The organism is Candidatus Mycobacterium wuenschmannii (assembly GCF_030252325.1).
In the GTDB taxonomy this organism is placed as follows: domain Bacteria; phylum Actinomycetota; class Actinomycetes; order Mycobacteriales; family Mycobacteriaceae; genus Mycobacterium; species Mycobacterium wuenschmannii.
Genome location: NZ_CP126981.1, coordinates 2,090,147 through 2,110,782 on the forward strand (window position 1 = coordinate 2,090,147; position 20,636 = coordinate 2,110,782).

General features: G+C 63.3%; 20 protein-coding genes. 10 read left to right on the top strand and 10 right to left on the bottom strand.

Going from position 1 to position 20,636, the window contains the following annotated elements; genetic code table 11:
- Both PT015_RS09940 and PT015_RS09945 read right to left on the bottom strand, forming a co-directional pair.
- On the bottom strand, positions 1-2,400 hold the full coding sequence (locus PT015_RS09940) for a CaiB/BaiF CoA transferase family protein (protein ID WP_285190449.1): 2,400 nt from the start codon (positions 2,398-2,400) through the stop codon (positions 1-3).
- Positions 2,397-3,857, bottom strand: coding sequence for an aldehyde dehydrogenase family protein (locus PT015_RS09945; RefSeq protein ID WP_285190450.1), 1,461 nt, complete (start codon positions 3,855-3,857; stop codon positions 2,397-2,399). The genes PT015_RS09940 and PT015_RS09945 overlap by 4 nt, the downstream gene beginning before the upstream one ends.
- A gap of 262 nt (positions 3,858-4,119) precedes the next feature.
- Here PT015_RS09945 and PT015_RS09950 point away from each other — a divergent pair, with 262 nt between their 5' ends.
- From PT015_RS09950 to PT015_RS09985, 8 genes are read left to right on the top strand one after another with little or no spacing between them, the layout of a single operon-like run.
- On the top strand, positions 4,120-5,292 hold the full coding sequence (locus tag PT015_RS09950; protein WP_285191035.1) for a cytochrome P450: 1,173 nt from the start codon (positions 4,120-4,122) through the stop codon (positions 5,290-5,292).
- Positions 5,292-6,479, top strand: a complete 1,188-nt coding sequence (locus PT015_RS09955; RefSeq protein WP_285190451.1) for an acyl-CoA dehydrogenase family protein — start codon at positions 5,292-5,294, stop codon at positions 6,477-6,479. The genes PT015_RS09950 and PT015_RS09955 overlap by 1 nt, the downstream gene beginning before the upstream one ends.
- A gap of 18 nt (positions 6,480-6,497) precedes the next feature.
- Positions 6,498-7,046 carry an FAS1-like dehydratase domain-containing protein gene (locus PT015_RS09960; protein WP_285190452.1) on the top strand — a complete coding sequence of 183 codons (549 nt, stop codon included), beginning with the start codon at positions 6,498-6,500 and terminating at the stop codon, positions 7,044-7,046.
- Positions 7,046-7,459: a Zn-ribbon domain-containing OB-fold protein gene (locus PT015_RS09965; protein ID WP_285190453.1), complete on the top strand. Its 414-nt coding sequence runs from the start codon at positions 7,046-7,048 to the stop codon at positions 7,457-7,459. The genes PT015_RS09960 and PT015_RS09965 overlap by 1 nt, the downstream gene beginning before the upstream one ends.
- 21 nt (positions 7,460-7,480) lie before the next feature.
- Positions 7,481-8,590 carry an acyl-CoA dehydrogenase family protein gene (locus tag PT015_RS09970; RefSeq protein ID WP_285190454.1) on the top strand — a complete coding sequence of 370 codons (1,110 nt, stop codon included), beginning with the start codon at positions 7,481-7,483 and terminating at the stop codon, positions 8,588-8,590.
- A complete protein-coding gene (locus tag PT015_RS09975; RefSeq protein ID WP_285190455.1) occupies positions 8,587-9,039 on the top strand; it encodes a MaoC family dehydratase in 453 nt (150 codons plus the stop codon). Before PT015_RS09970 ends, PT015_RS09975 begins: the two co-directional genes overlap by 4 nt.
- The gene (locus PT015_RS09980; protein WP_285190456.1) at positions 9,036-10,205 is read left to right on the top strand and encodes a lipid-transfer protein; all 1,170 of its coding nucleotides are present in this window, start codon (positions 9,036-9,038) and stop codon (positions 10,203-10,205) included. Before PT015_RS09975 ends, PT015_RS09980 begins: the two co-directional genes overlap by 4 nt.
- 19 nt (positions 10,206-10,224) lie before the next feature.
- Positions 10,225-10,827: a TetR/AcrR family transcriptional regulator gene (locus PT015_RS09985; protein WP_285190457.1), complete on the top strand. Its 603-nt coding sequence runs from the start codon at positions 10,225-10,227 to the stop codon at positions 10,825-10,827.
- Here PT015_RS09985 and PT015_RS09990 read toward each other — a convergent pair.
- From PT015_RS09990 to PT015_RS10010, 5 genes are all read right to left on the bottom strand, one after another.
- Positions 10,824-11,123: a hypothetical protein gene (locus tag PT015_RS09990; RefSeq protein ID WP_285190458.1), complete on the bottom strand. Its 300-nt coding sequence runs from the start codon at positions 11,121-11,123 to the stop codon at positions 10,824-10,826. The two genes, PT015_RS09985 and PT015_RS09990, sit on opposite strands and share 4 nt — an antisense overlap.
- Entirely contained in the window at positions 11,120-11,740 is a 621-nt protein-coding gene (locus tag PT015_RS09995) for a hypothetical protein (protein WP_285190459.1), read from the bottom strand. The genes PT015_RS09990 and PT015_RS09995 overlap by 4 nt, the downstream gene beginning before the upstream one ends.
- On the bottom strand, positions 11,707-12,939 hold the full coding sequence (locus PT015_RS10000) for a cytochrome P450 (RefSeq protein WP_285190460.1): 1,233 nt from the start codon (positions 12,937-12,939) through the stop codon (positions 11,707-11,709). Before PT015_RS10000 ends, PT015_RS09995 begins: the two co-directional genes overlap by 34 nt.
- Complete coding sequence (locus tag PT015_RS10005; protein ID WP_285190461.1) at positions 12,936-14,168, bottom strand: CaiB/BaiF CoA transferase family protein; 1,233 nt, start codon at positions 14,166-14,168, stop codon at positions 12,936-12,938. Before PT015_RS10005 ends, PT015_RS10000 begins: the two co-directional genes overlap by 4 nt.
- 134 nt (positions 14,169-14,302) lie before the next feature.
- Positions 14,303-14,779: a nuclear transport factor 2 family protein gene (locus PT015_RS10010; RefSeq protein WP_313825888.1), complete on the bottom strand. Its 477-nt coding sequence runs from the start codon at positions 14,777-14,779 to the stop codon at positions 14,303-14,305.
- A gap of 169 nt (positions 14,780-14,948) precedes the next feature.
- Here PT015_RS10010 and PT015_RS10015 point away from each other — a divergent pair, with 169 nt between their 5' ends.
- Together PT015_RS10015 and PT015_RS10020 are read left to right on the top strand one after the other, a co-directional pair.
- Positions 14,949-16,562, top strand: a complete 1,614-nt coding sequence (locus tag PT015_RS10015; protein WP_285191036.1) for a class I adenylate-forming enzyme family protein — start codon at positions 14,949-14,951, stop codon at positions 16,560-16,562.
- 70 nt (positions 16,563-16,632) lie between these two features.
- Complete coding sequence (locus PT015_RS10020) at positions 16,633-17,712, top strand: NAD(P)H-dependent amine dehydrogenase family protein (RefSeq protein WP_285190463.1); 1,080 nt, start codon at positions 16,633-16,635, stop codon at positions 17,710-17,712.
- 44 nt (positions 17,713-17,756) lie between these two features.
- Here PT015_RS10020 and PT015_RS10025 read toward each other — a convergent pair whose 3' ends face one another.
- The 3 genes from PT015_RS10025 to PT015_RS10035 are packed head-to-tail and all read right to left on the bottom strand — an operon-like array spanning position 17,757 to position 20,524.
- On the bottom strand, positions 17,757-18,470 hold the full coding sequence (locus PT015_RS10025) for an alpha/beta hydrolase (RefSeq protein WP_285190464.1): 714 nt from the start codon (positions 18,468-18,470) through the stop codon (positions 17,757-17,759).
- The gene (locus PT015_RS10030) at positions 18,467-19,570 is read right to left on the bottom strand and encodes a dihydrodipicolinate reductase (RefSeq protein ID WP_285190465.1); all 1,104 of its coding nucleotides are present in this window, start codon (positions 19,568-19,570) and stop codon (positions 18,467-18,469) included. The genes PT015_RS10025 and PT015_RS10030 overlap by 4 nt, the downstream gene beginning before the upstream one ends.
- A gap of 30 nt (positions 19,571-19,600) precedes the next feature.
- Positions 19,601-20,524, bottom strand: a complete 924-nt coding sequence (locus tag PT015_RS10035) for a spirocyclase AveC family protein (protein ID WP_285190466.1) — start codon at positions 20,522-20,524, stop codon at positions 19,601-19,603.
- Positions 20,525-20,636 lie beyond the last annotated feature (112 nt).

Sequence of the window (20,636 nt, forward strand, 5' to 3'; positions counted from 1 at the left end):
TTACCCGTCGAGCAGCCGCTCGCCGATCACCCGTTGTTCGCGCAGTTCTGCCAGCCCGTCAGCCGATACCCCAAGGGCGCCGAGCACTTCGTCGTTGTGCTGGCCGAGTGTCGGTGACGCCGTGCGGTGATGGTGCGCTGGTCCGGGCTTGAGCCGAAAAGGCCAGCCGGGGAACCGTTGTCGACCTGAGAGCGGATGCTCGAGCTCCTCGTAGAAACCGCGGGCCTCGAGCTGGTCGACGTCATACATCCGGTCTGCAGCAAGCAGTCGCTCAGCAGGCACGCCCCGGCCGCGGAAGGTGTCGGCGACGTCATCGGGTTCCCGCGTCCCAGTCCACTGAGTGAGCACGTCGTCAAACGCATCATGGTTATCGAGTCGAGCCTGTTGCGACGAAAACAACGGATCGTCCTTCAGTTCCGACCGGTCGATCAGATCGGCGACGGCGGCCCAGTCGGCGTCGTCGCGAACCGAAATGGCGACCCACTCATCCTCATGGTTGGTTGGATAGACCCCCTGCGCGTAAGAGCGGTGCCGATTTCCCTCCCGCTCACGTACGCGATGCGTCAGTGAGTACTCGATCACGGGTTCCGCGGTCACGGCGGCACCGACTTCGATCTGCGCGGCCTCGATCAACTGCCCCTCGCCCGTGGACCGCCGGTGCTCGAGGGCTGCCAGCAAGGCGACGCACGCATGCACACCGGCGATCGGGTCGGCGGGCCCTTGCAGATTGCACGGCGGTCCGTCGCCGTAGCCGGTCGAAGCGGACATGCCGGACACCTGTTCGATGTTCAAAGCCCAGCCCACATAATCGCGCCACGGGCCCTCGAGTCCGAAACCCGGCATCCGCACCATGATCACGCCGGGGTTGACACATGCGAGGGAGTCGTAATCCAAGCCGAATTGCTCAACCACGCGCGGTGAGAAGTTCTCCACCACGACGTCGGCTTCAGCAGCCAATCGCAACGCCAATTCTCGACCCGCCGCAGACGTGAGGTCCAGCGTGATGTCGCGCTTGTTGAGATTGGTTCCCTGCCATAGCGGTCCGCACTCGTACCAGTCGTCGCCGGAACGCAACAGCGAACCCGAGTAGCGATGTCCGTCGGGCCGCTGGATGGACTCGACCTTGACCACGTCGGCCCCGAACGCGCCGAGGTAGCACGTCAGATACGCCCCAGCCCAGAAGGTGCTCAGGTCGAACACCTTCAGTCCGGCGAACGGCTGTGCCACGTCCAACTCTGCGTCGTCTGGGCGGTGTGCGTCACGCTCAGTCCATTCAGCGGGCAGCGTCGCTGCCCCCGTGGTGGGTGCCGTTAACGGCGGGGGGACCGGCGTCTTCGAAAACCGAAAGGGCGCACCGGGTCTGGTGAACTGCCATTCTTTCGACGCCGACTCGATGAAGAATCCTCGCTGCGCGTACTGCGGACAATCCAGGATGGTGTCGCCCTGGGAAATCGGCGCTGCGGGTATCCGCATCGCCTGACTCAACTCGACCAGGTCCGCCACGGACATCGACTCCAGGAAGGGCTGGGCCTTGGCGAAGAACTCGTCGCGCTCGGGGCCGCCGAGCATGATCGCAAGCTGATGCTCGCCGAACTCGGGCAGCCCTACCATCGCGCACACATCGAGCCAGTGCTGACCGGTCAAACAGTTGATACCTATCCAGCCATCACCCGCCCGCACGATACCCAGCATCGGCGCAGCCTTGGAATTCGTAGGCAGATTAAGGCTTTTCAGCCGCGCGGCCATCATCATCGGATACGGAAGTGTCGACAACAGCGACTCGAACATCGAGACGTCGACCTCTACTGGCCGGTTCGTCCGAGCGGCCGCAACGCGCAGTGCGGTGAGCGCCCCCAGCGCCGCATAGCCGCCCGCGATGTACTCCGGGATGCGGGCGCCGGATTGTACCGGCGGACGGCCGGGCTCGCGGACGTTGATCCACCCTGCCGCCGCCTGAAGTGTCAGTGGGGTCGTCACCCGTTCGCGCAGCGGTCCCTCTTGGCCGAAGTTCGAGATCCTCGCCACGACCAGATTCGGATTGAGTTGCTCGAGGGTGTCCGCGTCGAGACCCCACTGCCGACGCTCCGCGACCCCGGCCGGAAGGTCTTCGACGAGAACGTCGGCGTTGGAGATGAGCCTTTGCGCGGCAGCGAGATCACCGTCATCGGTGAAATCTAATGTGAGACCATGCTTTCCGGCATTCAGATACTCGAACAGCCCGCTGCGGTTCGGATCTGGGCGGCCGTCGGGAAACGGGCCCCAGTGACGCAGCGGATCGCCCGACGGTGGCTCGACCTTGCACACATCGGCACCCAGGTCGACGAGAAGTTTTGCGCAGTAGGGGCCGGCGATCTCGGATGCCAGCTCGACGACGCGCACACCCTCTAGTGGCCGGGTCACGCCGGTATCCCGATGGCCTTGGGCTCCATATAAGCCCGCAACCCCATCACACCGCCCTCTCGTCCGATTCCGCTCTGCTTGAATCCCCCGAATGGCGCGTCTCCTGGGATGGTGCCGTTGATTGATATCTGTCCGGTCCTTATCCGTCGGGCGACGGCCACCGCACGCTCGATATCGCTCCCCCACACTGCGCCGCCGAGCCCGTAGGCCGAGTTGTTGGCGATGGCCACCGCGTCGTCGTCGTCGCGGTATCGCAACACGGTCAGCACGGGACCGAACACCTCCTCCTGCGCGATGTACGAATCGGCCGAGGTGTCAGTGAGAATCGTCGGCTCGAAGTAGAAGCCGCTGCTCAGATCCTTGGGACGTGATCCCCCGGTCACTACCGTCGCGCCGTCGGCTTCCGCGCGTTTGACGAACCCCTCGACACGATCGAGGTGTTCACGGCTGATCAACGGCCCCATGGTGACCGCAGGATCGACCGGGTCTCCGAGCACAACTGCGCGAGCCAGCTCCGCAAGCCGGCCCACCACGTCTTCGTGGATACCTTCGGGTAGCAGCAACCTGCTGTTGAGAATGCACGCCTGACCGGCATGCATCGTGCATCCCTCGAACAGCAGGCGCTCCAGCAGTTCGTCGGTGACCTCGACGTCGGGCATCAGCACCGTCGCCGACTTCCCCCCGCATTCCAGCAGCACGCGTTTCATGGTGGTCGCGGCACTCGCCATCACGTCGCGACCAACCGCCGAGCTGCCCGTGAAGCTGACCATATCGACGCGGGGATCGAGCGTCAGACGCCTGCTGGCCTCGACGCCGGCCGGCGTCACGACGTTGACGACGCCGGGTGGGATGTCGGTGTTCTCATCGATGATGCGAGCCAGCGCAAGCCCCGCCAAAGGTGTCAGCGGTGAAGGCTTGAGCACCAGCGTATTTCCCGCCGCGAGCGCCGCGCCAAGTTTCATGACGTTAAGGGTGTGCGGAAAGTTCCACGGCGTCATGGCCGCCACCACACCGAGCGGTTCGTACCGCAGCAACGTAGTGCCCGCGGCACCCCACACGTCCATCGGCGACTCGGCAGGCTCCACGGCGAGTTCGGCGGCGTGACCGACCATGAATGCCGGACCCTCGACGTGGATCAGACGCTCGTTCTCGGCGCATCCCCACTCGGCCTGCGCCAGGGCGTAAATCTCCTCACCACGCGCCATCAGGGCATCGCTGAGCTGCTGCAGGCATCGACCGCGTTCGGCGGGTTCAAGAGTGGGCCACGGGCCGTTGTCGAAAGCGGACCTCGCCGCCGCGACCGCCTCATCCACCTGGGTCACGCTGGCGTCCGGAGCCGTTTCGATCACTGCTTCGGTGGCGGGGTTGAACACCTCGTAGCGCCCACTGTCGGGATCGGTCCAGCGCCCGTTGATGTAGTGCCCGTAGGCGTCGATGAGAGAAGCCGACCCGGCCATCCCCAACCTGCCTTCCTAATCGCATGATCGTGGTACGGCGCAGACAGACCGCAGTGAGAACTTACATACTCAAATTGTGTGTACACCGATTACCGCAAGGCCGTCAACGGGCAATTCACCATATTTTGAGCAACTCTCGCGTAATTGACAGACTCGACACGTTTCCTGTAGACACCATGGAAACGGACATTCTTACTTTATCTGTCCGACCAGCCGTCAGCTATCCCAAGGAAGGCATACGGTGCCCACCACAACCGTTCCCTTGCACTCTCCGGACTTTTACGCCGGGGATCCTTACCCGATCTACCGGGAACTTCGCAACACAACGCCCGTCGTCTGGAACGACGTCACGAACTTCTGGGCGCTGTTGAAGTACGAGGACGTCCGCTACGTGTCGGGCCACCCCCTGACCTTCTCCTCGACCAAGGGCATTTCAATTCCTGATCCCAATCAGCCTGAACCCGTTCAGGAGGGGAACCTGATCTTCACCGATCCCCCGCGCCACCGGCAGCTCCGGAAGCTCATCAACTCCGGCTTCACTCGGAGGCAGGTGCAGTTGCTCGAGCCGAAGGTGCGCCAGATCGTTCAAGGCATCGTCGACGGCGTCGACACTTCGCGCGAGTACGAGTTCGCCGAGGAGATCGCCGCCCCTTTGCCAACCCGGCTGATCGCCGAAATGCTCGGCGCACCAGCAGAAGACTGGGAACAATTCCGCGCCTGGTCCGATGCTGCAGTCGGCAGCGCCGATCCGGATATCGAGATGGACTCGATGGTCGCGCTCGCCGAGCTGTACGAATACTTCACCAAGCTCATTGCCGCGCGGCGATCCGGTGAAGTCAGTGGTCAGGACGATCTACTGAGCATCCTGGCCGCCGCCGAGGTCGACGGTGAGCAACTCACCGATGCCGATTTGCTCAACTTCTCCTTCCTTCTGTTGGTCGCCGGCAACGAAACGACCCGCAACCTCATCGCCCTGGGCACGCTGGCGCTGATCGACCACCCCGACCAGTTGGCGCTGCTGCGCGCCGACCCGTCGCTGATGCCGAGCGCAGTCGAGGAGATGCTGCGATTCACCAGCCCGGTGACGCACATGGCCCGCTGCGCCACTGCGGATGTCGAGATCCGCGGTCAGCAGATCAAGGCCGGCGACACCGTGGTCATGCTCTACGGCGCCGCGAACCGCGACGAAGAGATCTTTGGACCGACGGCCGAAGAATTCGACATCACCCGTAACCCCAACCCGCACATCGCATTCGGGGCCGGCGAGCACGCCTGCCTCGGTGCGCAGCTCGCGCGGCTGGAGGCTCGGGTGATGTTTGAGGTTTTGCTGGGCACCTACCCGACGCTCGAACTCACCGGTGACGTGACGCGACTGCGCGCCACCATGGTGCCCGGCGTGAAACGTATGCCGATTCGACTAGGGACGGGCAACTGATGGACTTCGACTACACACCGGAACAGGAACAGCTCCGCAAGGACTACCGCACTCGCCTAGAGGCGGTGATGACGCCCGAGCGTCGCGCCGCCGTCGCCAAACTCATGGAGGGAGGCGACGCGATGTCCGAGTGCAGGCGCGCACTCGGTGATGCCGGGCTTCTCGGCGTCGCGTGGCCGGTTGAATTCGGAGGCGGCGGGCTGACGGCGCTCGAGCAGTACATCTTCTCCGAGGAAGCTCGGAGGGTGAACGCTCCGTTACCAATGATCACCCTGAACACCGTGGGCCCCACGCTCATTCAGTACGGCACCGAGGAGCAGAAAGCCAGATTTCTTCCCGCCATTCTCAAGGGCACGGTCGAGTTCGCCATCGGTTACTCAGAACCGGGCGCAGGCAGCGACCTCGCGTCGTTGCGTACCACCGCAGTGCGCGACGGCGGCGAGTTCGTCATAAACGGCTCCAAGATGTTCACCAGTGGCGCCGAGTTCGCCGACTACGTCTGGCTGGCGGCACGCACCGATCCGACGGCCAAGAAGCACAAGGGAATCACGCTGTTCATCGTGCCGACCGACTCCCCCGGCTTCTCCTGGAAGCCCCTGCGCACCATGCCGGGTGTCTCCACCTACTACACGTTCTACGACGACGTCCGGGTACCGGAGAGCGCCATCGTGCTCGGCGAGAACCAAGGGTGGACCCTGGTGACCAACCAGCTCAACCTGGAGCGCGCCGCCCTGGGCAATCTCGGGGCGTTGGAGCCTCTATTCCGCAAGACCCTCGAATGGGCGTCGACCACACCGCTCGACGACGGCATGGTCATCGAAAAGCCTTGGGTTCAACAGGCTTTAGCCCGAGTCGAAGCGCAGGTTGCCGCCTACCGTCTGCTGAACCTGCGGGTGAACGCGACCATGAGTGCCGGCGCGCTTGGCATGGGCGAGGCGTCCGCGGCGAAGGTGTTCGGCACCGAGCTCACCCAGCAGGTCGCCCGCGAACTTCTTGAAGTCGTTGGGCAAGCCGGCGTGCGCAACGACGCAGCGGCCCCACTCAAGGGCGAGCTGGAAGGCGCCTACCGCATGGCAGTCATCAACACATTCGGCGGCGGAGCCAACGAGCTTCAACGCGACATCATCGCCATGGCCGGTCTCGGGATGCCGCGCGCACCCCGGGACATGCGGGCCAACGCATCCTGAAAGGCAGGTTCCACACCCGTGACCGAGACATCGAACGACGACCTTCGCGAGCGCCTGGACGCGCTGATCGGCAAGCCCATCAGTGTCGGAGGGCCGGCTAAAGCACCAGATCCGGTCAACGCGGCCATGATCCGGCACTGGGCCTACGCCCTCGACGACATGAACCCGGCATATCTGGACCAGGAGTTCGCCACATCCTCACGCTACGGCGGCCTTGTCTCGCCTCCCGTCATGCTGCAGTCCTGGACGATGGCGCCACCCAAGCTGGTCGGTATCCACGAGCGCGGCGGAGTTCCCGTCGTGCTCAAGGAGAACCCGCTGCAGTTCCTCACCGACGCGGGGTACACCGGGACCGTCGCGACCAACTCCGAGTTCGAGCTGGAGCGCTACCCGAGAGTCGGCGACGACATCACCGCCGAGACGGTGTTCGAGACGATCTCCGACGAGAAGACGACGGCGATGGGCAAAGGCTACTTCGTCACCTGGATCACCACTTATCGCGATCAGAACGGTGAAGTGATCGGCCGCCAGCGTTTTCGCACGCTCCGATTCAAGACAGGAAGCTGATGGCCACCCGACTCGCCCCGTCGATCAGCCCGGACACCGAATTCTTCTGGTCGGGGCTCAAGGATCACAAGCTACGGATTCAGCGGTGCACCGACTGCAATACGTTGCGGGTCCCGCCACGGCCGATGTGCGGTAACTGCCAGTCCCTCAATTGGGATTTCGTCGAATCGACCGGGCGCGGAACGGTGTACAGCTTTGTGATGCCGCAGTACCCCCCGCTGCCCTTTCTCCAATATCCCTACGTCGTGGTTCTGGTCGAGCTGGACGAGGGCGTACGGATCGTCTCGAACCTCTGCGATATCGACCCCTCCGACATCGAGGTCGGTATGCCCGTCGAAGTCTTTTACGAAAAATTCGAAGCCATCCCGAGCGGTGACGAGCTGGTGCTGCATCAGTTCCGGCCTGCCAGTTGATAAGCGAGGCGTTAATCCAGCATGGACTTTTCCTTCACCGAAGAGCAAGAAACCGTCGGCAAGGTTGCCCGTCAGCTCTTCGAACATCGCGCGACGCCCGAACATCTCTCTGAGCTTGAGGCGGGCAAGGTTCGCCATGACGACGCGCTGTGGCGCGAGTTGGCCGCGTCGGACCTGCTGGGCATCGCGCTGCCTGAATCAGTCGGCGGCAGCGGGGGCGACTTCCTCGAACTCTGCGTACTGCTCGCCGAAGTCGGCTGGAGCGTCGCCCCGATCCCGGTCTACGCGACTCTCATCCTCGGCGCGGATGCCCTTGCGCGGCATGGCGACTCGGCCCTTCATCAGCAGTACCTGCCGAAGGTGATCAGCGGCGAGCTGATCCTGACCGCCGCACTCGCCGAGCCGAACAACTCCGACCCGACGTCGCCGCGCACCACCGCGCGCGCGGAAGGCGACACCTGGATCCTCGACGGCAGCAAGGAGCTCGTACCCGCGGCGCAGCTCGCCGGCGCCATCGTGATCTCGGCGCGTGCCGACGATGGACCCGGACTGTTTCTCGTCGACACATCGGCCGACGGCGTCACGGTCACCGCGGCAGGTACCACCAACGGTGAGCCCTACGCCGACGTCGAACTCACCGGAGCCGTCGCACGCCGGCTCAACGCCGCCGGCGGGGTCAACGCCGTCGCGGAACTGTACAACCGGGCGCTCATAGGACTCTGCGCGATACAGGTTGGCGTGACCGAACGCGCGCTGAAGATCGCCGCCTCCTACACCAGCGAGCGCGAACAATTCGGCAGGCCCATCGGCTCATTCCAGGCCGTACAGCAGCGGCTGGCCGATGCGTTCATCGACGTCGAGGCCATTCGCTGGACCACCTGGCACGCGGCGTGGCTCATCGCCGAGGGCCGGCCCGCGACCCGCGAAGCGGCCATCGCCAAGTTCTGGGCCGCCGAGGCGGGAGCACGAGTCGTCGCATCCGCACAGCAGGTCCACGGCGGCATGGGTATCGACGTCACGTACCTACTGCACCGATATTTCCTGTGGGCCAAACAAATCGAGCTCTCGCTCGGTTCAGCACCCCAGCAACTTGCCAGGCTCGGCACCGCATACCCGGAAGGAATGAAATGACCTCCACCGTCGACCGCACCAAGACCCTCGCCTGGGACAGCATCACGGTGGGTGACGAAGTCACCCCGATGGACGTCCCGGTGACCACCACCCTGATCGTCGCAGGCGCCATCGCATCCCGCGACTACATGCCAGTCCACCACGACCGCGACTTCGCCAATTCCCAAGGCTCCAAAGACATTTTCCTCAACATCCTGACGACGAACGGGCTCTGTGTGAAGTTTCTGCACGATTGGGCCGGCCCCGAAGCGATGGTCAAGAAGCTGTCCATTCGACTGGGCGTGCCGGCGTACCCGAATGATCCGATGCGCTTCACCGGCTCGGTCACAGACAAGTCGTCGACCAACGACGAAGGCTTTGTCGAGGTTACCTTCAAGGGCACCAACAGCCTTGGCGACCACGTCTCGGGCACCGCACTACTCAGCCTGCTCGAAGGCGTGAATGCATGAGTGCCGGCATCGGCGGGAAGGCAGCCCTCGCGGGAATCGGTCAAACCGAGTTCTCCAAAGAATCGGGCCGCAGCGAAATGCAGCTGGCCTGTGAGGCTGTCAAAGCCGCGATCGCTGACGCGGGCCTGCGCCCCGCCGACATCGACGGCATGGTCACCTTCAGCGTCGACGACAACGAAGAGATCGAGGTCGCCCGCAATGTCGGCATACGCGATCTGACGTTCTTCACCCGAGTTCCGCACGGGGGCGGCGCGGCCGCGGGAACAGTGATGCAGGCCGCGATGGCCGTCGCGACCGGTGTGGCCGAGGCTGTCGTGTGCTACCGGGCGTTCAACGAACGCTCAGGTTTTCGGTTCGGCGGCGCCGGCCGCCAGGCAGGTGTCACCCCGCTGTGGATGGCACCGTACGCCCCGTTCGGTTTCATGACGCCGGCCGCGTGGGTCGCTCTGCATGCGCAGCGCTATATGACGACATACGGTGTGACCAACGCTGACTTCGGCAAGATCTCGGTGATCGATCGCAAGCACGCCGCGAAAAACCCCGACGCCTGGTTCTACGGCAAGCCGATAACCATTGAGCAGCATCAACAATCGCGATGGATCATCGATCCCGTGCTCAGGTTGCTCGACTGCTGTCAGGAAAGCGACGGCGGCGTTGCGATGGTGGTGACCAGCGTGGAGCGGGCGAGGGACCTCGCCAAGCCGCCCGCGGTCATCACCGCCGCCGCTCAAGGCGCGGCCTACGACGGCGAGGTCATGACCAGTTACTACCGCGAGAGCATCACCGGACTGCCCGAGATGGGCGTCGTCGGCGATAAGCTGTGGCGGGATTCCGGCCTGAAACCGCAAGACATTTCGACAGCCTTCCTCTACGACCACTTCACGCCCTTCGTGTTCACACAGCTAGAGGAACTCGGGTTCTGCGGTCGCGGGGAAGCCAAAGACTTTGTCTCAGTGGAGGAATTGTCGCTGGGCGGAAGGATGCCGATCAACACCAATGGTGGATTGCTCGGTGAGGCCTACATCCACGGTATGAACGGCATCACCGAGGGTGTCCGACAGGTACGCGGCACATCACACAATCAGGTCGACAACGTCGAGCACGTACTCGTGACGTCGGGTACCGGAGTTCCGACGAGCGGCTTGATTCTCGCGCCGGATCACTGAGCACCGAAAGCGAGGCCCGATGACATACGCGACTGCGGTCGACACACGCGCGCTGCTCATTTCGGCCGCCTTCGCGTGTTTTCGCACTCAGGGGCTGCAGAAGACAACAATCGTCGACATCGCAAAGGCCGCCGAGGTGTCCAGGAGCACGTTCTACGAGTATTTCCGGGACAAGGAGACCATCGTCGAAAATTGCGCGGAAGCCGCATCGCAGAGCTTCTACCGCAGACTGGCCCACGCGATCGACCGCTACGGCGGCAGCACCCTCGAGGACAAGCTTGTTCGGGCCGGCGTCTTCGTGGCGCAAGCCCGCCGAGTCGTTGAGCCCGAGTTGTATTTCGACAAAGAAGAAGTCAACATGATGCTGACCAAAAACGCGTCGACACTGCTGGAGGAATGCGGCGAGTTCCTGGCGCCGTACTTCTCGGCCGCAAAGAGAACTGGCGAGATACGCGGCGATCTCGATATCCCGTCAGCAACAGAGTGGGTCGCGCGAATTCTGTTCTCGCTGTTCACCACCCCGTCGCCGAATATCGATATGTCCGACGACGCCATGGTGGCTGACTTCGTCCGCTCTTACGTGGTCCGGGGTCTCGTGGTAGATCGAATCAAGCGGCGTTAGTCGCTGGCGGGCAACGGCTTCGCGTCCTTGACGCTCAGCGGCACGTCACCGAGTGTGAGCGTGCCCGCGCCGGGCTTGGTCACGAGAACTTCCGAACCCGCTGCATCGAACCAGCGTTTTCCCATCACGGTTCCCTCGGCCAGCCGTGGGTCGAGGGTCGCCGTTGGATCGACATCAGCGTCAAGGGTGATCATGGCCGTTCCACCGCACCACAAGTCGGTCAGATCATTGGCGGCCTTGACCACGATCACCTGCGTGTCGCACACCTGGCTCTGGAGGCGCGTGCCGGATTTCATCGTGTGTCTCCTTTCCGGGCGGTCGAATCGTCATGCCCCGCTATGCCGCCGTTGCGGAGAAAGTTCACGGTGTACGCCTCGTACGTGAGACCGTTGGGATCGAGGCCAATCAGCTCGAGAAATGGGAACCACTGCCGGGAATCGACAAACCAGTCCCAACGAATGATGTGGCCGTCTTCGTTGGTCCACACATAATCCCACTCGTGAAGCGTGAGAACTGTGCCATCGGCCAGCGTTCCCGCGTACGTGTCGCGGACTGCGAAACCCCAGTCGGCGGCCACGCAGTCAAACGGGGTCACGATACGGAAGTCGGGCATGTGCTTCCACCACATGCGGAACTCGCAAGTCAACATATCGCCGTCCGGCGCGAACTTCTGCATGGCCGCGAGGACTTCTTCGGAAGCGAGGTCGGCCATGCGGCTTTCCGCGCCGCCGTTGAACAGCGGGCACATCATGACTGCCTCGGGCGCGTAGATCCATTCGTCGCCGTAGCTGATTTTTCTCGCCTCTGGCGCCTGCGCGTAGGTTTCCCACTTGGCGTGAGCGATTCTGCGGTGCAGAGCAACTCGATCGGAGGTCATTGTCAGGCGGCCTTTAGTATCGGCACGTTCGACCACCCGCACACGTTGGACATCGCGACTCTGCGCAGCCCGCTGCGATCGACTTCGAATTCGGGGACGAAATCGAGCAGCGCGTCCAGCGCGATGCGACTCTCCATCCTTGCCAGCGCTGCGCCCAGACAGCTGTGCACGCCGTACCCGAACGCCAGGTTGAAACCCATCTTGCGCTCTCGGTCGATGTCCAGCCGATCCGGATCGGGGAACATCCGCTCGTCGCGAGTCGCCGAACCTGTGACAAGCAATACGGCGCTGCCCTCGGGAATTGTTGTGCCGTGCAGGGTGAAGTCACGGGTAGCGGTCCGCACTTGGTACTGCGACGGCGCCTCGTAGCGCAACAGCTCTTCGATCGCCGCGGGAATCTTGCTACGGTCGTCGCGCAGTTTCCTCCATTGGTCGGGGAAATCGGCGAAGGCCACCATCGCGTTACCGATGAGCTTGGTCACGGTCTCTGCGCCCGCTCCTCCAAGCATGGTGGCAAATCCGGTGATATCGATGTCGGTGAGCTTCTCGACCTGGCCGTCGCGCTCGACCTCGGTCTCGATAAGGCGGCTGATCATGTCGTCGCGGGGTTCGGCACGGCGCTGCTGCACGAGGTCGTAGTAGTACAGCCCGGTCTTGATTGAACCATCCCGGCCTGCTGCGGTGGTGGCGATCTCACCGGGATGACGTTCGAGCAAAAGGTCGAGCCATCGTCGGATCTGATCGCGGTCTTGCTTCGGCACTCCCAGCATGGTCGTGATGACCTCGTTCGGGAACAGCGCCGAAAAGTCCGCCACCACATCGAACGACGAGGGATCGAGTGCGTCGATGCGTTCGTAGACTTTCTCGCGGACCATGCCCTCGAGCGCAGCGATGGCGCGCGGGGTGAACACATTGCTGACCAGTCTGCGCATCTTCTGATGTTCGGGTGGGTCCATCGAGATGATCACTTTCGGCAGCGGTATCGCGTCATCGTGGGCCTGAACCATGTCCAGTGTCGCGCCCTTGGCCGATGAGAACAGTTCGTGATCCTTGGTCGCCGGGGCGACGTCGTCGTAACGGGTCAGAGCCCAGAAATCCCACTTCGCGCTGTAATACACCGGGGCCGTGTCGCGCAGCCGTCGGTAGGTGTCAAATGCCCCGTTGAAGAAATCCTCCGAGAAGGGATCGAATTCCAGGGGTTCACCGGAAACAGGGTGCGGCGCAGCGGGACTCACAGGATCGCCCCAGTCTCTTTGTAGGTCACGATGGTGTCCCAGTCCAAGCCCGCGTCCATCAACACCTCTTCAGTGTGCTGACCGTGCTCTGGGGCGCCCGGCGGGACGACCGCCTGTTCGTCGAACTGAACGGGATTGGTGGGCAACGCATACGGCGCACCGTTCATCGTCGTCGTGCTCGCGACGTAGCCATTAGCGGTGACGGCTGGGTCGTGGCATAGCTCAGCCGGCGTCTGCACCACGCCCCAGGCGCCGGATATGCCGGCCAACTCTTCGCGCCATTCGGCGAGCGTGCGTTGAGCGAACACGTCGTCCATCAGTGCGATGAGCTCCGCACGGTTGGCGAATCGCGCTGCGGGATCGGCGAATCGCGTGTCTTCGATCAGCTCGGACAGGCCGATAGCGTGCATCGCCTCCGGGTAGAACTTGTCAAGTTGCAGCATCATCAGCTGGACGTAACGGTCGTCTTTGGTTCGGTAGGTTCCGACCAGCGGGTTGGGCGCGTCGGCGTGGCCGTATTTAGGGATCGAGTTGCCGCCGTGGATTTGGCTGACCGCGACGTCAGGGCTGAGGTTCCACGTGGCCAGTCCCAGTAGGGAAACATCTACGACCGACCCATCGCCGGTCGTGGCCTTCTTGTACAGCGCCGCGGCGATGCCGCCCGCAATTGTCATGCCCCCGAGCAGATCTCCGAAGGCAGGACGCGAGCGCACGAGTTCGTCCGCGCCCTCGGTGAGCATGGTCGCGATGCCGCCGCGCGCCCAATAGGAGACTCCGTCGTACCCCGGTTTATCCGAATCGGGCCCCTTCGGCCCGTGGCCCGATCCGCGGACGTAGACGATGTTCGGGTTGGCGGCTTTGATGTCATCGACATCGATGCGCATCTTCTTGCGACGGGCCGGCAGATAACTGGTGAGAAACACGTCGCACGTCGCGGCCAGCTTGTGAACCACCTCCTGGCCGCCCGAAGTGCTCAGGTCCACGCCGATCGACTTTTTCCCCCGATTCGGTATCTCGATCATGTAGTTGACGGTGCCGCCACCCTCGTCAACGATGCCCATCGTGACCAGTCCGCGCTGCGGGTCGCCACCTTCGCGTGGCTCGACCTTGATGACCTCGGCACCCCATTCCGCCAGTACGGCGCCGGCAGACGGTACGAAGGTCCACGCGGCAACCTCCAGGACGCGGACGCCGCTGAGCACTTTGTCGACGGAAATGACGGCCTCCATGGTTAGCAGCGATCCAGGTGCGAGCGCACCAACAGGCTAGCAATGGCGAAAACGCCCATTTGCATATTCCGAGAATGGCAGTTGTTGCCGAGTTTGTAAACCGCGGCCGACGGCGATACGAACGGCTCGAAGCGCTACGGACACGCCGACAGTCGTTCTGGCAGCGCCGGATCTCCGGCGTCCCAGAACGCGCGCCACGTCGGCATCCGCTGCGGCATGGCAGCGCGTAGCTCGACATCCGGCGGCCAACGCATGAACTCCGGCCCCGGACGCTGCGTCACGTCCACCGAGTACCAGGGGTGCTCCCGACGCCTCACGAAGCACCACTGGCCGTCCCGGCGTTCATAGACGTCGTCATAGCGCATCGTGATCACGTACCACCCGTCGCCGTCTTCGTGCTCGGCTCGGCAGTAGATGGCCCCGGTCGCATGGTCGGCGTCGACGAAGTCGAACTGGTGCCCGCAAATCAGATGAATGCTTCGATAGAACCGCCGAAGAACGCGGTCATACCAACGCTTCAACCCGTCCCTGCCACGCCCCTCGACTCCCGCATCGACATCATCGACGAACAAAGCGACCAGCGCGTCGAGGTCACGCGCGTCGAGAGCCATCGCGTACCGACTGGGCAATTGGCTGATCGCAAGGCTCGACTCCATCCGGTCGAACCGGTCGACGTCCTCCGGGCGTATCGACTCTGCGGACATGGTGGAAATTGTAGGCGGAGGCAATCGATTGAGAACTGATGTTCTCGTTTTCCGGAAACCCTACTATCCTGCGGTCATGCCCTTCCCTGCGATCTCTCCCACGATCCCCGCATTGGTGAGGTTTTGCGCAGCACGCTTTGGCGACAAGCCCTTCCTGATCGCCGACGGCCAACGACTGAGCTACTTCGATCTCGACCGCCGCTCGGCTGCGCTGGCGACCGCCCTGCTCGCGGGGGGAATCGGCAAGGGCGATCACGTCGGAATCTTGATGCCCAACAGCATCGACTGGGCTCTGGCCTGGTTCGCCACCACACGTATCGGCGCAGTGGCCGTTCCGCTCAACACCTTCTACAAAGAATCCGAACTCGCCTGGACTGCGCGCCATGCCGATCTGCGAGCGATTCTGACCTGGTCGCAATTCCGCACCCACGACTTTCTCGCTCGCCTCGAGGAGGCGCTACCCGGCCTGGCCGATCAGCACGAACCAGGCCGCATCGCGATACGCCACGCCCCGTTCCTGCGGACCGTTGTGACGGCGGGCCCCTCCCAGCGTTCCTGGACCACGACGCTCGATCCCGACCCCGCCTTATCCGATAGTGACACCGAGTTTCTCGTCTCGGTGGAATCATGCGTGACGCCGGCCGATGACGTGATGATCATCTACACCTCGGGCAGCACCGGCGAGCCGAAGGGGCCGGTGCACACGCATGGAGCGCTGATCCGCCACACCTACAACCTCACGTTCAGCTACGGCGTCACCCACGACGACGTGATGTTCACCGCCATGCCGTTCTTCTGGGTCGGCGGGCTGATCACCGGCCTGCATGCGGTGATCCACCACGGCGCAACCCTGATCACCCAGCCTGCCTTCGAGGCGGCCGAGGCCTTGGAACTCATTGAGCGGCACCGCGCCACCATCACGCTAGGCTGGCCGCAGCAGGGCAAGACGCTGGCCGAGCATCCTGGGTTCGCCGACCGCGACTTGAGCTCGGTCCAACGCACCAGCATGCCCGCGATGGTTTCGCCCGAGCGTAGACCCAAGGGCCCCAACGCTTTAGGAATGACCGAGCTGTGCGGCAATCACATCGGGGTCGATCCGTACGTACCTCAGCCGCCCGATCGCTCTGAAACTGGTGGCGTGTCCATTGAGGGCCTGCATCATCTGCTGGTCGACCCGGACACCGGAGAGCCGGTGCCGCACGGCACATCCGGTGAAATTTGGGTCCGCGGATACTCATTGATGCAGCGGCTGCACAAGCGCGAACGCGAGGATGTCTTCACCCCAGACGGGTACTACCGCACGGGCGATTGCGGCATCGAGGACGATGACGGCTGGATCAGATTCACCGGGCGCCTTGGTGATCTCATCAAAACGAGCGGCGGTACCAACGTCACACCCAGCGAAGTCGAACTGGCCCTGGCGCAATGCGATGGCGTGCTCGAGGCTTACGTGGTCGGCGCCGAAAACGGCAACGATGGAACGGTCGTCGCCGCCGCGGTGGTGCCGCGCGGCGAATCGGCACTCGACGGCGAGTCCCTGCGGGCTCAGCTGCGCGACCGGCTATCGGCCTACAAGGTGCCCAAATTCATCTGGATCACCGCCAAGCAGGACCTCCCGTTCACCGCCACCGGGAAGGTCAAGAAATCAGAGTTGGCGCAGCAGCTCAGCGGGCTGCTGTTGCACCGTTAAGGGGTAACGGGTTGGCCGTCGTCCACGTTTGGACCTGTAGCCCACCGCATCCATCGGAGGAGCAAACATCATGGCAGAGAGGGTCTTACGCGTCGCAGTCATATCGACAGGAGGTGTCGGCAGCATCGCGCTACGCGCGATCCACCGTCGTGCCCACGTCGACCTCATCGGTGTCTGGGTGTACAGCCCGGAAAAAGCCGGCCGCGATGCCGGTGAGGTCGTCGGCATCGGAAACATCGGCTTGACAACCACCGCCGACCTCGACGACATCATCAAGCTCAGACCCGACTGCGTGGTGTACGCGGCGATGGCCGCCGACATGGATGCGGCCGCGGTCCCCGACTATGTCCGTTTCCTCAGAGCGGGCATCAACGTTGTCACGACCAACACACCGGGAATGATGTTCCCTGACAGATGGATTCCCGATCTAGCGGACCAGGTGCGTGCCGCGGCGCTCGCCGGCGGTGTCACGATCTACACCTCGGGTATCGAACCGGGATTCGCCGGCGATCAGTTCGCCGTACTGCTGTCGACCCTGTCGAACACCATCCGGTCGGTCCGCGCACAGGAGATCTTCGACTACTCGGCCTACCCCAACGAGTACTCGATGTTCGACGCGATGGGCTTCGGCCGTCCACTCGACTTCACGCCGCTGCTCGAGTTGGAGGGTGCACAGCGATTCGCATGGGGACCACCTATCGGTCTGGTTGCAAGAGCCCTCGGCCTCGAACTCGACGAGGTTACCGAACGTTATGAGCGGGTGATCACGCCGCGCGACTTGCACGTTGCATGCGGACTGATTCCGGCAGGCACCTGCGGTGCCGTGCGCGCCCAGACGACCGGGGTCGTCGACGGCCACCCCGTCATCACCATCGAACACATCAACCGCATGGCTCCCGATCTGGCGCCCGAGTGGGCGGCGGCACCGCACGGCACCTACCGCATCGTCATCGAGGGCGAACCCCATATCCACTGCGATCTTCGCTTCGGCACCGAACCGACCGCGCAGTCCGCGAACGACGATGCCATGGAAGCGACCGCGATGCGTGTGGTCAACGCCATCCCGTACGTCATCGATGCGGCACCCGGCATCGCGACGTCACTGGACTTACCAATCACCGCGCCCCGCCACGCCTTGGATCTCGCTTAAACGGTGGATATAGGGTTACGGGATTCGTTACCGCTGCGGATATCTCAGTTGACGTCGTGGTCGTTCAGACCTACCAGGATCGAGCTCAGGTCGGCCGGCCGGGAAAAGAAGGGCGAGTGCCCACCGTCCAACTCGACGACGCGTGCGCCAATCCTGTCGACTGCGTTGCGGCGGGCCCAGCACTCCCCGACCGCGCGGTCGTCACGCATCAGGATGTAGACCGATGGTGTGTCAGGCCAACGCTTAAGCGGGCAGCGCTCGATGAACACCGTGAACGACTGGTGCCGCAGGTCGTTGAAAGCCTGCCGCGCAATGGATTCCGGACAGTCGTGGTAGAAGCCTGCGTGCACCGACTCCCAGGTGAGCCCGAACGGTCCCGTTCCGTGCTCCTGCGGCTCCGGAAACGTGATCGCGTCGGGATTGTCGGCGAGGTGTTCGGCGAACGTCAGACCGGGCACCGGCAGCAGCCCGCCGACGAACACCATCTGGTGCACCGGGTACAGCGTGGCAAGCACAGGTGCGCACAACCCGGAGATCGAATGCGCGACAACGACAACGGTGTCGGCTGCCGGGCGCGCGCCGGATCCCTCGATCGCCTCGATCGCGACCCTCGCCCATTCGAGCGCTCCCGCTGAGTCGTCGTCGACCGGCAGTTCCGGAGCGACAACGCGATGACCATGTTCTGCGAGTTGAGTGCTGACCGCGTCCCAGCAAGAGCTGTGGTGCAGTCCACCGTGTAAGAGAACGAACAACGTCATGGCTTGGTGCGCGAGATTCGACTGACGATCTCAGGACCGGACAACGGTGTTTCGATGACGCCGGGCGGGGCCGTCACCACGCTTGGAATGGCGTTAACCGCAGCCATCGCCGTGGCTGTGATCCCCGGATTGATGCGGTCCGCGCTGGACGCATCCAAATACAGCTCCAGGCTCATGCTAGGGCTGCCTTCGACGCGGAACACCATGCCGCCCTGTCCTTCACGCGAGGGCTTCGGCCAACGATCAGGCCATGGGGTCGAGCTCACCGTCGCAAAATATTGAACTGCCACGACTTCCCGCCTGTCGACAACGCCGGACAGCCGCCAGCGGTGTCCACAAATGGTTCCAGACCGCACAACGCCGAGGGCCGTCGGCAAATCATCCGGCGCCAGCAATGTCTCCCAGTCCAGCTCCACCCCGTCCAGTTCAATCCCGAGTATGTCCGCGAGATAACGCACGACCGTCTCCCAATCGTGGTTTACCTTGCCCGACGCGATACGAGCCGGTATGTGGCCGTCCGGCTTACCGAATCCCATCGACTCGTGCAATACGTCCCAAATCGGATAAGACTTGTCCAGGTCGAGCGCGTATTCATCCATCCGGTAGGACTTCACTGCTCCCGCACCGGCGAGAAGTGCCGTCGGAATGTTCAAACTAATGAAGCCGGGTTCGCTACCGGTGGCATAGAAGGTCGAATTTCCCTGTTTCGCAGCTGAATCGATCGTAGTACGCCAACGTTCGGGTGCCGCAGCGGGGTACACCATCGGAATCGTCGAGATCGTGACGACGTTAATGCCCGACTCCAGCAGCGCGGCGATGTCAGCGATGGCGTCATCTTCGCGGCGGACTGCCGTCGCGCAGTAGGACACGCAATCAGGTTTCAGCGCAATGACGTTCGCCATCTCGCCGGTGGCGAGCACGCCGACATCGTCCAAGCCGCACAGCGTTCCCGCGTCAGTTCCGACCTTGCCTGGCGTCGAAACATGCACACCGACAAGATCTAACGTTGGATCGAGAATCGTCGCCCGCAACGCCTCTCTGCCGGTAAGACCCGTCCCCATATGGACGACGCGATATCGGCCAACCGATTTGGTGGTCATTCCACTCCTGACGAGGTTTCATCGTGCGCCTCACTTGTAAAACGGCCCCGGCTTACCGGCTTTCTCGAGATGGCCATAGGGGTCGTAGATCTTGCTGGTCGGAAAAGGGTTCTGTTCATAGGAGGGTTCGGACAATCCGGCAACGCGGAGGGCGGCCAACACTGCAAGCGGCACCGCGAAGGACACCAGAGCAACGGAGACCGATACGAGGAGCTGCCGGGTCAGACTGACGTTGTCGCCGCCACCACGCGCTGGGATGCGGCGGGCGATGCGGTTAATCAGCACGAGTTCGCCGCTGTCGTCGCGAACGCACAGGACGGCGACCATCGCAAAGATGAACGCGTCGTACACCGCCATGATCAGCGGGAAATGGACATGGCCGACATGCAATGTCGGCCCGACCGCTTCCGTGTAGTAGAAGATGCCAACCCTCATCCAGGTGAACTGAACGATCCCGTTCAGCGGGATGGCGATGACGAACGAGCCCAGGAGAACCGCCCAGAGCCGATGGCTCGCAAACCAATTGGATCGACGGATCAGCGGGTCGACTAGCCGGTCATGCAGTGCCAGCATCCCCAACCCGTTCAGAAGGTAGTAGGCCGCATAACCGCCGAGAAACGACAGCGCCGGCTCGAGGTTGGGCGAGATGTTGACGTACGGCCACGACAGCGGGAAGTGCAGCATCCGAGGGTCGAAAATCGCGAACGTGGCCCAGTTCGCCAACGGATCCAGCGCGCCGGTGACCAGCCCCGCGAACGCGATCACCACCGTCCAATGAACGTGGCGGTGTCGTACCGAGAGCCACACCAGCATTCCGATCAAACTTATCGCCATCGGAATGGAGCTAAGCCCGACCGCCAGGGGCCAGTTGTCGAAGCCGAGGAACGGCGGGTAGGGCGCCGGCCCGGGGTGGGGGTTGGTGGTCCGCGGGTCCCCCTGCGTGCCCGACTGCATGGTCGCGACGGTCGCGATCGCGAATATCAGGTATGCGCCGATGAACAGCGCCCACCCGACCCGTGTTCGGGAGGGCCCGCGGTCGCTGATCGGCTGCACGGCGTCCGAATCA